This is a genomic window from uncultured Sphingomonas sp. (genome assembly GCF_964243315.1).
GTDB lineage: Bacteria > Pseudomonadota > Alphaproteobacteria > Sphingomonadales > Sphingomonadaceae > Sphingomonas.
In genome coordinates this window covers 36,429-48,987 of record NZ_CAXTEM010000021.1, presented here as the reverse complement: position 1 = coordinate 48,987, position 12,559 = coordinate 36,429, and the positions used below count along the sequence as shown (strand labels likewise).

7 protein-coding genes and 1 pseudogene are annotated in these 12,559 nt (G+C 67.5%); 6 read left to right on the top strand and 2 right to left on the bottom strand.

Going from position 1 to position 12,559, the window contains the following annotated elements; all coding sequences use genetic code 11:
* The 3 genes and pseudogenes from ACFE77_RS08510 to ACFE77_RS08500 all read left to right on the top strand — a co-directional run.
* Window positions 1-365: pseudogene (locus ACFE77_RS08510) on the top strand (fatty acyl-AMP ligase); the annotation flags it as partial.
* A gap of 157 nt (window positions 366-522) precedes the next feature.
* On the top strand, window positions 523-2,883 hold the full coding sequence (locus ACFE77_RS08505; RefSeq protein ID WP_375421202.1) for a putative bifunctional diguanylate cyclase/phosphodiesterase: 2,361 nt from the start codon (window positions 523-525) through the stop codon (window positions 2,881-2,883).
* A gap of 140 nt (window positions 2,884-3,023) precedes the next feature.
* Window positions 3,024-4,175 (top strand): saccharopine dehydrogenase family protein, encoded by a 1,152-nt coding sequence (locus ACFE77_RS08500; RefSeq protein ID WP_375421201.1) that lies wholly within the window; start codon window positions 3,024-3,026, stop codon window positions 4,173-4,175.
* A 47-nt stretch (window positions 4,176-4,222) separates the two neighbouring features.
* Here the strand turns inward: ACFE77_RS08500 and ACFE77_RS08495 are convergent, their stop codons facing one another.
* The gene (locus ACFE77_RS08495) at window positions 4,223-6,520 is read right to left on the bottom strand and encodes a ribonuclease R family protein (RefSeq protein ID WP_375421200.1); all 2,298 of its coding nucleotides are present in this window, start codon (window positions 6,518-6,520) and stop codon (window positions 4,223-4,225) included.
* A 74-nt stretch (window positions 6,521-6,594) separates the two neighbouring features.
* Here ACFE77_RS08495 and glpD point away from each other — a divergent pair, with 74 nt between their 5' ends.
* The 3 genes from glpD to ACFE77_RS08480 all read left to right on the top strand — a co-directional run bounded on the left by glpD (window position 6,595) and on the right by ACFE77_RS08480 (window position 10,893).
* On the top strand, window positions 6,595-8,049 hold the full coding sequence (glpD, locus tag ACFE77_RS08490) for a glycerol-3-phosphate dehydrogenase (protein ID WP_375421199.1): 1,455 nt from the start codon (window positions 6,595-6,597) through the stop codon (window positions 8,047-8,049).
* A complete protein-coding gene (locus ACFE77_RS08485; RefSeq protein WP_375421198.1) occupies window positions 8,042-8,980 on the top strand; it encodes a rhodanese-related sulfurtransferase in 939 nt (312 codons plus the stop codon). The genes glpD and ACFE77_RS08485 overlap by 8 nt, the downstream gene beginning before the upstream one ends.
* A 134-nt stretch (window positions 8,981-9,114) precedes the next feature.
* Window positions 9,115-10,893: a PAS domain S-box protein gene (locus ACFE77_RS08480; RefSeq protein ID WP_375421197.1), complete on the top strand. Its 1,779-nt coding sequence runs from the start codon at window positions 9,115-9,117 to the stop codon at window positions 10,891-10,893.
* On the opposite strand, the gene ACFE77_RS08475 is transcribed toward ACFE77_RS08480, so the two are convergent.
* Complete coding sequence (locus ACFE77_RS08475; RefSeq protein ID WP_375421196.1) at window positions 10,890-12,419, bottom strand: aminoacyl--tRNA ligase-related protein; 1,530 nt, start codon at window positions 12,417-12,419, stop codon at window positions 10,890-10,892. The two genes, ACFE77_RS08480 and ACFE77_RS08475, sit on opposite strands and share 4 nt — an antisense overlap.
* Window positions 12,420-12,559: the final 140 nt, after the last annotated feature.

The following is a 12,559-nucleotide window of genomic DNA, read 5'->3' as shown; positions in this document are numbered from 1 at the left end:
TCGGCCGCGCCAAGGACATGATCATCGTCAACGGCCGCAACCATTGGCCGCAGGACATCGAATGGGCGGTCGAACAGCTGCCCGGCTTCAAGGCCGGCGACATCGCCGCCTTCGCGATCACCACCCCCGGCGGCGAGGAAACCCCCGCGGTCCTGGTCCAATGCCGCAGCAGCGACGAGGGCGAACGCGTCCGCCTGCGCGAGGAGATCCGCGAGCGGGTCCGCTCGGTCACCGGCATGAACTGCGTCATCGAACTGATCCCCCCGCGCACCCTGCCACGCACCAGCTCGGGCAAGCTCAGCCGCGCAAAGGCGCGTAACCTCTACCTCAACGGCGACATCAAGCCGTACGATCTGGCGGCCTGAAGCCCTCCAACGACGTCAACCCTCCTCCTCGTGTCCCCGCGAAGGCGGGGACCCAGTACTGGGCTCCCGCCTTCGCGGGAGCACAATGAAGCAACCTTCACCCGCCCCCCGATCAAGCGAAACGATCCGATAACCACCGCCATGCTACGGCGTGATCGTGAGTAGACAGTCCCCCCCCGCCGCCGATCAGACCGAGATCGATTTTCCCACGCTGATCGGGCTGCGCGACGGCGCCGACGCGGCGCAATGGGGGCGGATCCGTGCCACCCAATTGCATGCCGGGCGCCAACTCGCGCTGTTCCTGCTCGCCGCCAATCTGATCGGTGCGGCGATGACCGCATCGTTGTTCGCGGGCGATCTGCCGTGGTGGAAGCTTGCCGTGTGGGCGACGCTGGTTGCGGTGATCGCGGTCGGTGTCGCGATGCGCCGGCTCGCCTCGCCACATCGCGGCGATGGGTACGCGGATGTCCGCGACGTCCGCACCACCGTTGTCGAAGGGATTGCGCTCGCGGTCGCCTGGGCGATCCCGCCGCTGCTGTTCGACCCGGCACAGGGTTCCGCGACTTCCTACGCGCTGTGGATGATCCTCTCGGTGCTGATGACCGCCGCCGCGGTGGCGATGGCGCCGCTCGCGCTCGCGACCATCGTCTTCCTCGCCGGGCTGTGCCTAGCGGTCGTCGTCAAGCTGGTCATGATCCACGCCTATGCCGCCGCGGGCACCACTGTGCTGTTCACGACGCTGCTGATCCTCGCCTGCATCGGCCGCGCCCGCTCGCTGGTCGTGATCCGCGCCGCGCAGATGGCGCTCGCCGAACGCAACGAGACCGTCAGCCTGTTGCTGCGCGAATTTGAGGACAATGGCGCAGACTGGCTGTGGGAAACCGACTCCGCCCGCCGCGTGATCAAGGCGAGCCCGCGCTTCGCCTTCGCCTGCGGTCTCGATCCGCTCACCATCGACGGCATGCCCTTCCTCCAGGTGCTGGCCGGCCCGACCTGGGAAAGCGGCAACTTCGCCGCCGGCTTGCGCAACCTCGCCGATCGGCTGAAGGGCCGTGAGAGCTTCCGCGACCTGCGCCTGCCGGTCCATGTCAATGGCGAGGAACGCTGGTGGGAACTCGCCGCCAGCCCGCGTTACGACGAGACCGGCGCATTCTGCGGGTTCCGCGGCGTCGGGTCCGACGTCACCGAACAGCGCGCGTCCGCCGATAAGATCAACCGCATGGCGCGCTACGATACGCTGACCGGCCTGCCCAACCGGCTGATGGTCAACGAGACGCTGGTCCGCGCGATGACCGAGGCCGAGAAATGGGGCGGCCGCTGCGCGTTCATGATGATCGATCTCGATCGCTTCAAGGCGGTCAATGACACGCTCGGCCACCCGATCGGCGACCGCCTGCTTGGCCGCGTGTCCGAACGGCTCGCGCAGATGATGGGCCCGAACGACACTTGCGGGCGGCTCGGCGGTGACGAATTCGCGGTCGTCGTGCAGGACGCGACCGATTTCGGTGCGGTCGAACGCCTCGCGAGCAAGATCATCGACACCCTGTCGCGCGCCTATGAGGTCGACCAGCACACCCTCTATATCGGCGCCAGCATCGGCCTCGCGATCGGCCCGCGCGACGGGCGCACCGCGGAAATGCTGATCCGCTCCGCCGACCTCGCGCTATACCGCGCCAAGGATGCCGGCCGCGGCGTGTTCCACGCGTACGAACCCGAATTGCACGTCCAGGCAGAGGAACGCCGGGTGCTCGAAATGGCACTCCGCCAGGCGCTCGAGCGCGGTGAGATGCACCTCAACTACCAGCCCGTGGTCGACGCCGGCACCGGCCAGCTTACCGGCTTCGAAGCGCTGCTCCGCTGGATCAGCCCGCAGTTCGGCAACGTCTCCCCCGCCAAGTTCATCCCGCTCGCCGAGGATGCGCGTCTGATACAGCCGATCGGCGAATGGGTCCTGCGCACCGCGTGCGAAGAGGCGGCGCGCTGGCCGTCGGAGATCCGCGTCGCGGTCAACGTCTCGCCCGATCAGTTGCAGAACCCCAACTTCGTCAACATCGTCACCTCCGCGCTCGCCAATGCGGGGCTGTCGGCGGAGCGGCTCGAACTCGAAGTCACCGAAAGCGTGTTCATGCACGAGGGCCTCGGCGCGACCAAGGTGCTGGAGCGCGTGCTCGATCTCGGCGTCCGCCTCAGCCTCGACGATTTCGGCACCGGCTATTCGTCGCTCGGCTACCTGTCGCGCACCCGCTTCTCGTCGATCAAGATCGACCGCAGCTTCGTCCAGAGCGCGGCGAAGGGCGGCAAGGAAGCGATAGCGATCATCCGCGCCGTCGTCGCCCTCGCTCAAAGCCTCGGCATGGCCACCACTGCGGAAGGCGTCGAGACCGAGAGCGAACACCGAATGGTTCAGGACCTCGGCTGCACCAAGGTACAAGGCTATTATTTCGGCCGCCCGCTACCGGTCGAAGAAGCCCGCACCATCGCCCTACGCCGCTGGGACGACGCTGCCGCGGCTGCCTGACTTGGCGATTGCCGGACGCTTGGCGTCGATGCTGTCCTACCGAACAGCTTTATGATCTAACTGCTTCCTGACGATCACATACCGCATCTGCTCGCGCCCGCGCGTGTAGGTGTGACTCTTGTGACTTTTGGAGAGGCATCATGGCACGCGACTTCGACATCATCGTCTATGGCGCTACCGGATTCACCGGGCGGCTGGTGGCGGAGTATCTCGCCGCTACCGGCGCAACGCGGTGGGCGATGGCAGGGCGGTCGCTCGCCAAGCTGGAGGAGGTGCGCGATCTGATCGGTGCGCCGGCCGATACCCAGCTGGTGGTTGCCGACGCCGACGACGTCGCCAGCCTGCGCCGGATGTGCGAACGCACCGCGGTCGTCCTGACGACGGTCGGCCCTTACCAGCTCTACGGCAGCAATCTGGTCGCGGCCTGCGCCGCCACGGGCACCGGCTATGTCGATCTGTGCGGCGAGCCTGCCTGGATGCGGCAGATGATCGACGCGCATCATACGGAGGCGCAGCGCACCGGCGCACGGATCGTGTTCTCCTGCGGGTTCGACTCGATCCCCTTCGATCTCGGCGTGCTCACCTTGCAGGATCACGCCAGGGCCAGGTTCGGCCGCCCCGCGCCGCGGGTGAAGGGCCGGGTGCGGACGATGAAGGGCGGCTTTTCGGGCGGCACCGCGGCCAGCCTGAAGGCGACGCTCGCCGCCGCGGCGCGCGATCCGTCATTGGTGAAGCTGCTCACCAGCCCCTTCGCGCTGACGCCGGGCTTCAGCGGCCCGCACCAGCCGACCGGGCTGATCCCCGAATACGACTCGTCAATCCAGGCCTGGGTTGCGCCCTTCGTGATGGCGCCGATCAACACCAAGAACGTCCACCGTACCAATTTCCTGCTCGGATCGGCCTATGGCGCGGACTTCGTCTATGACGAGATGATGGTCGCGGGGCTCGGCGACATCGGCAAGGCCGCGGCCGACGCGATCGCCAAGTTCAACCCGTTCGGCGGCGACAAGGGACCCAAGCCCGGCGAAGGGCCCAGCAAGGAAGACCGCGAGACCGGGCACTATGACCTGCTGTTCGTCGGCCTGATGCCCGACGGCGAGCGCATCGACACGGTGGTGACCGGCGACCGCGACCCGGGTTACGGATCGACCAGCAAGATGATCGCGGAAACCGCGCTCTGCCTGGTCGAGACCGAAGGCGCGGGCGGCGTCTGGACCCCAGGCGCGCTTCTCGGCACCAAATTGCGCGACCGGTTGCAGGCGAAGGCAGGGCTGACGTTTACCGCGGGGTGAACTGCCCCCTCTGCGCCGGGAGGTTGCGAGGCGGCGCGCGATTCTGCCTATTTCCGCCGCTTCCCCTGGTGCCGGATGTTCGCCGGCCGCCCGCGATGCTTGATCACGCGGTCGCTGCGCTTCGGCGGCGGCGCTGCGGCCTTGCCGCCGATCATCTCGAACCGCAGCGCGCCCGATACCGGGTTCGCCTCCGCCAGCCGCAGCTCGAGCCGCTGGCCGAGCGCATAGACGTCGCCGCTGGTCTCGCCGGTCAGCGTCCGCGCGGCTTCGTCGAAGCGGAAATATTCGCCGCCGAGATCGCGGACCGGCATCAGCCCATCGCCGCCGATCCCTTCCACGGTCGCGAAGAACCCGTAATTCTGCACGCCGGTGATCCGCACCGCGACCGTCTCGCCGACCCGCCCCGCCAGGAACGCCGCGACGTAGCGGTCGGTGGTATCGCGCTCGGCCTCCATCGCGCGGCGTTCGAACTGGCTGATCCGCTGTCCGATCGCCTCCATGTTGGCGGCATCCTCGGACGTCAGCCCGCCCGGCCCGAGCTTGTAGGCCGACACCAGCGAGCGATGGACGACGAGATCGGCATAGCGGCGGATCGGCGACGTGAAATGCGCATAGCTGCCGAGCGACAGCCCGAAATGACCGTGGTTGAGCGGCGCGTAATAGGCCTGGGTCTGGGTCCGCAGCACCTGCTCCATCACCTGCGGCCGGAAGTCGGCATCGCCGACCCGGTCGAGGATTCGGTTGAAGGTCGCAGGCTTCACCACCTGGCCGAGCGCGAAGGCGACCTCGAACGTTTCCAGATATTCCTTCAGCGCCACAAGCTTCTCGCGGCTCGGCGGTTCGTGGACGCGGTACATCACCGGCGCCTTCTTCGCCTCCAGCGCCTTGGCCGCAGCGACGTTGGCGGCGATCATGTAATCCTCGATCAGCCGATGCGCGTCGAGCTGCTCGCGCGGCGCGACCGACAGGATCCGCCCCTTCTCGTCGAGCACCACGCGCCGCTCCGGCAGGTCGAGCGCCAACGGCTCGCGCGCCGCCCGCGCCTTGGTCAACGCCCCCCAGCACGCCCAAAGCGGCTTCAGCGCGGCGAGAACAGCGTCCCCCTCCCGCCTGCGGGAGGGGCTAGGGGAGGGCCTGTCCGCGAGCGTTGCGCCCTCCGACAGGCCCTCCCCCGACCCCTCCCGCGTCGCGGGAGGGGAGCTTTCGTCGATCAGCGCCTGCGCGTCCTCATAGGCGACGTTGGCCAGCAACCGCACCACCGCGCGCGTGAAGCGCCACGACTTCAGCGTCCCCGACGGCGTGATCTGCAGATGGCACACCAGCGCGGCGCGATCCTCGCCTTCCTTCAGCGAACACATGTCCGCCGACAGGATCTCCGGCAGCATCGGCACAACCCGATCGGGAAAGTACACCGAATTGCCCCGCCGCCGTGCGTCGCGGTCGATCGCGGACCCCGGGCGCACATAGAAGCTGACATCCGCGATCGCGACCAGCGCCTGCCACCCGCCGGGATTGGCGGGGTCGTCGTCGGGCGCCGCCCATACCGCGTCGTCGTGGTCGCGCGCGTCGACCGGATCGATCGCGACGATTGGCAAATGGCGCAGATCCTCGCGATCGTCGCCGAGCGGCAATTTAGCGACCTCCTCGGCCTCCTCGATCGCTTCGGGCGCGAATTCGTCAGGGATGCCGAGCTTGTGGATCGCGATCAGCGAGAAGCTGCGTGGCGCGAACGGATCGCCCAGCCGCTCCACGACCCGCGCCATCACCCGCGGCGGGCGCCCGGCAAGCTCGGCCAGCACCAGATCCCCCGGTGCCGCATCGCCCGGATCGGATACCGCGATCTCGCGCCGGTCCTTCTTCTCGACGCCGGTCAGCCACAGCATCGGGCCTTCCTTGCGCAACACGCCCAGGAACTGCTCGGATGCCTTGGCGAGCACCTTCATCGGATGCGCGATCCAGCCATTGCCCGCCTCCTCGGTCCGCGCCAGCACGCGTTCGCCGAGCCCGAGCGCCCCGCGCTTCCGTTCGCGCACGCGGATCTTCGGCGGTGGCGTCTCCGCTTCCCAGCGATCTGGCACCGCCCAGACGTTCCCCCCGTCGTCGACATCGACGACGCGCAGCACCGTCACCTTGGGCAGCCCGCCCATCTTGTGGAACGCGCGACCCGGCGCCGAATCGATCAACCCCTCGTCCGCCATGTCCTTCAACAGCGCCTTCAGCAGAATCTTCTGCTGCGCGCTCAACCCGAAGGCCTTCGCGATCTCGCGCTTGCCGGCCGGATTGTCCGACGAGGCGAGGAAATCGAGGATCTGCTGGCGGGTGGGGAGACCGGAAATATTGCGCATCGACCCATACATAGGCACGCACCCTGCCGCCGTCACGGTTCACTTGTCACGCGCGGGGCAGTAGAGCCCGCGCGGTGACCTACGATCTCCTCATCGTCGGCGGCGGCATCAACGGTTGCGCGATCGCGCGCGAAGCGTCGCTGCTCGGGCTGAAGGTGCTGCTGGTCGAGCGCGACGACCTCGCCAGTCACACCTCGTCGGCTTCGACCAAGCTCATCCATGGCGGATTGCGCTACCTGGAATATTACGACTTCCGCCTGGTCGCGCACGCGCTGCGCGAGCGCGAACGGCTGGTGAAGGCCGCGCCGCACATCATCAGGCCGATGCGCTTCGTCCTCCCCCACGAACATGCGGTGCGGCCGTGGTGGATGGTTCGGCTCGGCTTGCTGCTCTACGATCTGCTCGGCGGGCGGATGACGCTCAAACGGTCACGCGGCCTGCGCCGGACCGACGCCGCTTACACCGCGCCGCTGAAGCACGGCGGGCGCGGCTTCGTCTATTCGGACGCGTTCGTGGACGATTCGCGCCTGACCCTGTTCAACGCGATCGACGCCGCCGACAACGGCGCCACGATCCGCACCCGCACCGCGCTCGACAGCGCCCGGCGGGAGGGCGGTCGCTGGCACGCGCGCCTGTCCGACGGCAGCGAGGTCGAGGCACGCGGGCTGGTCAACGCTGCGGGCCCATGGGTCCACCAGCTGCTCGGCCGGTTGGGCGTCAACAGCACCAGCGGCGTCCGTCTCGTAAAGGGCAGCCACATCGTCGTGCCGCAGCTCTACGACGGCGATCACGCCTATATCCTCCAGCAGCCCGACCGCCGCATCGTCTTCGCGATCCCCTATCAGCAGGATTTCACCGAGATCGGCACGACCGACATTCCCGTCGAACGGCCCGAGGATGCGCGGATCGACGCGGACGAGATCGCCTATCTGTGCGATGCCGCCAATCGCCACTTCACCAAGCAGATCGTGCCCCGCGACGTCACCTCGACCTGGTCCGGCGTCCGCCCGCTCTACGACGACGGCGCCAGCGAGGCGCGCGAGGTCACCCGCGATTACGTGCTCGACCTCGACACCACCGGACCGGTGCTGCTCAACGTCTTCGGCGGCAAGATCACCACCGCCCGCCACCTCGCGCAGGAAGCATTGGGCAAACTCGCCCCCGCGCTCGGCATCGTCGCGCACCCGGTCACGCCCGCGCGCGTGTTTCCCGGCGGCGCGATCGGCGACATCGACCAGTTCGTCGCCAAGGTCCGCTTCACCTGGCCCTTCCTCGGCGAAGATCGGGCGGACCGCATGGCGCACGCCTATGGCAGCCTGCTGAGCGAGATGCTCGCCGGGGTCGGCAGCGAGACCGACATGGGCGAGGATCTCGGCGGCGGTCTGACTGAGCTGGAGGCACGCTGGATGCGCGATCGCGAGTGGGCGCGCAGTGCCGACGACGCGCTCGACCGCCGCAGCAAGATCGGGCTCCACATCACCCCGGCGCAGCGCGCGCGGGTCGAGGCTTGGTGGGCCGCCAATGGCTGACCAGCACCCGATCCGCGTCGCCGCCTTCTACCGCTTCACCCCGTTCCCCGATCCCGCCGCAGTGCGGGCGCCGTTGCTCGCTCTGTGTGAAGACCAAGGCGCCAAGGGCACGATCCTGCTCGCGCCCGAGGGCATCAACGGCACCATCGCCGGCACTCCCGCCGCGATCGACGCGGTGCTCGCGCACATCCGCGCTTTGCCGGGCTGCGCCGACCTCGAGGTGAAGATCGCGACTGCCCCGGCAACGCCGTTCCACCGCATGAAGGTCCGCCTCAAGCGCGAGATCGTCACGATGGGCGCCCCCGGCCTCGATCCCACCGCAGTCGGCGATTACGTCGCGCCCGCCGACTGGAACGCGTTGATCGATGACCCCGAGACGCTGCTGATCGACACCCGCAACGATTACGAGGTCCGCGTCGGCACCTTCGCCGGTGCGGTCGATCCCGCGACCGCAAGCTTCGGCGACTTCCCCGCCTGGTTCCGCGCCCACCGCGACGATCTGCTCGCGGGCAAGCGCCGCGTCGCGATGTTCTGCACCGGCGGCATCCGCTGCGAAAAGGCGACCGCGTTCCTGAAAGCCGAGGGCGTCGACCAGGTCTTCCACCTTCAGGGCGGGATCCTGAAATATCTCGAGGAAGTCCCGGCGGCGGAAAGCGTGTGGCAGGGCGAATGCTTCGTGTTCGACGAGCGGGTCGCCGTCGGGCACGGTCTCGCGCCGGGGACGCACGCCCTTTGCCGCGCCTGCCGAATGCCGGCCTCGGACGCGGATCGCGCGTCCGCGCTTTATGAAGAGGGCGTCAGCTGTCCACGCTGCCACGCCACCCGCGGCGACGAAGATCGCGAACGATACGCCGAGCGCCACCGGCAGACGCGCCTCGCCGAAGCCCGCGGCGAGACTCATGTCGGGCGACGCGCGGACCAGCGCGAATAGATCCTCGCTTCCAGGCGCTGGGTCGATGTTGCCCGCGGCAAGCCACGACTGCCGGCAGTGCAAAGATAGGTGCCCCTCTCCGACCCAATCCCCCCAATTCCTTCTTATGAGTGGAGAAGGGGAGCAGGACTACGATGTGGAAGTTCAGGTATAAGCAGGCGACGGATGCACCCTCCGCGTCCGCGACCTTCAATGCTCAGGCGGCGGAATGCAACGCCATTCGCCGGTCGCTCGCGGTGATCGAGTTCGACCTCGACGGCATCATCCTCGACGCCAACCAGAACTTCCTCGACGTTATGGGCTATCGCCTCGACGAGATCGTCGGCCGGCACCACCGCATCTTCGTCGATCCCGTCGAAGCGGCCAGCGCCGACTATGAGAACTTCTGGCGCCGCCTGCGCACCGGTGAGTTCTTCTCCGCCGAATTCGCGCGCGTCGGCAAGGATGGCCGCCGCATCTGGATCCAGGGATCGTACAACCCGCTGCTCGATTCCGACGGCGTGCCCTTGCGGGTCATGAAGTTCGCGACCGACATCACCGCGATCAAGCTGAAGAGCGCGGATCATGCCGGTCAGATCGAGGCGATCGGGCTCACCCAGGCGGTAATCACCTTCGGCATGGACGGGGTCATCTCGTCCGCCAACGCGCTGTTCTGCAACACGGTAGGCTACAGCGAGCGCGAGATCGTCGGCAAGCACCACCGGATGTTCGTGCTGCCGGACGAGCGCGATGACCCCGACTATGCCGCGTTCTGGCGGGCATTGAACGATGGCCAATGCCAAGCGGGCGAATTCTGCCGCATCGACAGCAAGGGACGCATGATCTGGTTGCAGGCAGCCTACACTCCGATCTTCGACACCGCGGGCGTGCCGTTCAAGGTCGTGAAATATGCCAGCGACATCACCGAACGGGTCCTCCAGCGTCAGCAATTTAACCTGCTGTCGCTCGTGGCCGACGGTACGGACAACAGCGTCGTGATCACCGGCGCAGACAAGCGCATCATCTTCGCCAACCGTGGCTTCGAACGGCTCACGGGCTACCGTGTGGCGGACGTGATCGGCAAGAAGCCCGGCGATTTTCTCCAGGGACGCGCGACAGATCCCAAGATCATCGCGCTGGTCCGCGCCAAGCTTGCCGCCGGCGAATCCTTCTACGAGGAGATCCTGAACTACAACAAGGCGGGCGAGCCCTATTGGATCTCGCTTGCGATCAACCCGGTGCGCGATGCGAACGGACAGATCGAGAAGTTCATCTCGATCCAGGCGAACGTGACCGAGACGAAGTCACGCTCGCTGCAGTTCGATTCCAAGCTGCGCGCGATCGGCTTCGCGACCGCGTTGGCCGAATGGGATGTCGCGGGGAACTGCACGTCGCTGAACCCGTTCCTCGACGGTCGCCCGAGCCGACCCTTGTCCAGCATGCTGAGCGCCAATCAGATCGCCTGCATCACCCGCCAGGAGGTGGTACGCGCGGAAGTCTCGTGGCCCGATCCCAAGGGGGTCGAGATGTGGCTCGACGCCACCTTCTCGCCGCTCACCAACCTGGAAGGCGCGGTCGAACAGATCCTGATGGTCGGCGTCGACATTACCCCGCGCAGGCGGACGGTGCAGGAAACCTCGTCGGCGATGCAGTTGATGCTCGACAACGTCACCGCCACGGTGGTCAAGATCGATCAGATTGCGCGCATGACCAACTTGCTCGCCTTCAACGCCGCGGTCGAGGCAGGTCGCGCCGCCGAAGCGGGTCGCGGCTTCAAGGTCGTGGCGGAAGAGGTGCGCAAGCTCGCCAACCAATCCGCCAACGCCGCAGCCGAAATCGACGCGCTGATCGAGGAAAGCCGCGCGCGTATCGCCCGTCTCAACAACGCCGACGCGGCCGCCCCGCAACGGTCGGCGCTGCAGATCGCGGCCTAGTAGCTCCGCCCGACCAGCACCCGCTCCACGGCGGGGGCGCCGGTAAACACGCAGGCGCCGGTCGCAGGCGCCGCGTCGAGGGGCACGTTGCGCAACGTAAGCTTCAGCGCCTTCAACCGCTGGACCACCTTGTCGAGCGCCTCGCCCGTCGGCTTCGACCATTCGACCGTGCGCCATCCCGGATTGCGCGCGCCGTCCGCAAAATGATCCTCCAGCGCGGCCCAGTCGTTCGCCGGCACGATGTTCGCCTCCAGCCGCGCCCGCGCGTCCGCATGCAACGCCGCCTGGATCTCGGCCAGCAACCCGCCGACGTCGCCCTCGAATTCAAGACGCGTCATGATCCGGCTGTCGAGCTTGCCGTCCTCGCGGTACAGCCGGTCGCGGCGGATCACCGACACGTTGCCCCCGGCCATGTCGCGCCCGCCGACTTCGACGACGATCGGCGCGCCCTTCTTCACCCAGCCCCAGCGCTTGGTCGTCGACTTGGCGGGCTTCAGATCGAGCAGCGCCCGCACCGGCTCGCCCAGCGCGCCGGTAGCCGCCAGCGCCGCCTGCAATTCCTTGCAATAGCCGATCAGCGCCGCATCCTCGTCATTGTCGCGCAGCATCGGCACGATCACGACCTGCCACGGCGCAATCCGCGGCGGCACGCGCAGCCCGTCGTCGTCGCCATGCACCATGATCACCCCGCCGATCATCCGCGTCGACACGCCCCAACTGGTGGTGTTCGCGAGCTCGAACTCGCCCCCAGTGTTCTGGAAGCGGATGTTCTGCGCGCGCGCGAAATTGGTGCCGAGGAAGTGCGAGGTTCCCGCCTGCAACGCCTTCCCGTCCTGCATCATCGCCTCGATCGAGTAGGTGGCGACCGCGCCGGGGAACCGCTCGTTCTCCGGCTTCTCGCCCGCGACCACCGGCAGCGCGAGGCAATCTTCGGCGAAGCTGCGATAGACTTCGAGCATCTTGAGCGTCTCTTCGCGCGCCTCGTCCGCGGTTGCGTGCGCGGTATGCCCCTCCTGCCACAGGAACTCCGACGTCCGCAGGAACATCCGCGTCCGCATTTCCCACCGCACGACATTGGCCCATTGGTTGATCAGCACCGGCAGATCGCGCCACGACTGCACCCAGCGCGCAAACGCGGTGCCGATCACAGTCTCCGACGTCGGCCGAACCACCAGCGGCTCCTCCAGCTTGGCGGCGGGATCGGGCACCAGCCCGCCCTTGCCGTCCGCGATCAGCCGGTGATGCGTGACCACCGCCATTTCCTTGGCGAAGCCTTCGACATGCTCGGCCTCCTTCTCGAAGTACGACAACGGGATGAACAGCGGAAAATAGCAGTTCTCGTGGCCCGTCGCCTTGATGCGATCGTCGAGCAGCCGCTGGATCCGTTCCCAGATCCCGTAACCCCATGGCCGGATCACCATGCAGCCGCGCACGCCCGATTCCTCGGCGAGATCGGCCTCGGTGATGACGGATTGATACCAGGCGGCGAAATCCTGGTCGCGGGTGACGGAGAGAGCATGCTTCATGGCCGCGACGCCTAGCCAAACCGCTCCCGCGCGTCACCCGTGAATTCCGCTCCATGCTGAGGCAGGAATTTGGGTGGTCGTGCCCGCCGCGCACGCTAAGCCGCCCGCGTGAACACCGACCGCATCCTGCCCGCGATCGC

Excerpts from the sequence above, each read along its gene's own strand:
- ACFE77_RS08475 (WP_375421196.1), bottom strand. The coding sequence starts at position 12,419 with ATGAAGCATGCTCTCTCCGTCACCCGCGACCAGGATTTCGCCGCCTGG.
- ACFE77_RS08500 (WP_375421201.1), top strand. The coding sequence starts at position 3,024 with ATGGCACGCGACTTCGACATCATCGTCTATGGCGCTACCGGATTCACC.
- ACFE77_RS08495 (WP_375421200.1), bottom strand. The coding sequence starts at position 6,520 with ATGCGCAATATTTCCGGTCTCCCCACCCGCCAGCAGATCCTCGATTTC.
- ACFE77_RS08485 (WP_375421198.1), top strand. The coding sequence starts at position 8,042 with ATGGCTGACCAGCACCCGATCCGCGTCGCCGCCTTCTACCGCTTCACC.
- ACFE77_RS08480 (WP_375421197.1), top strand. The coding sequence starts at position 9,115 with ATGTGGAAGTTCAGGTATAAGCAGGCGACGGATGCACCCTCCGCGTCC.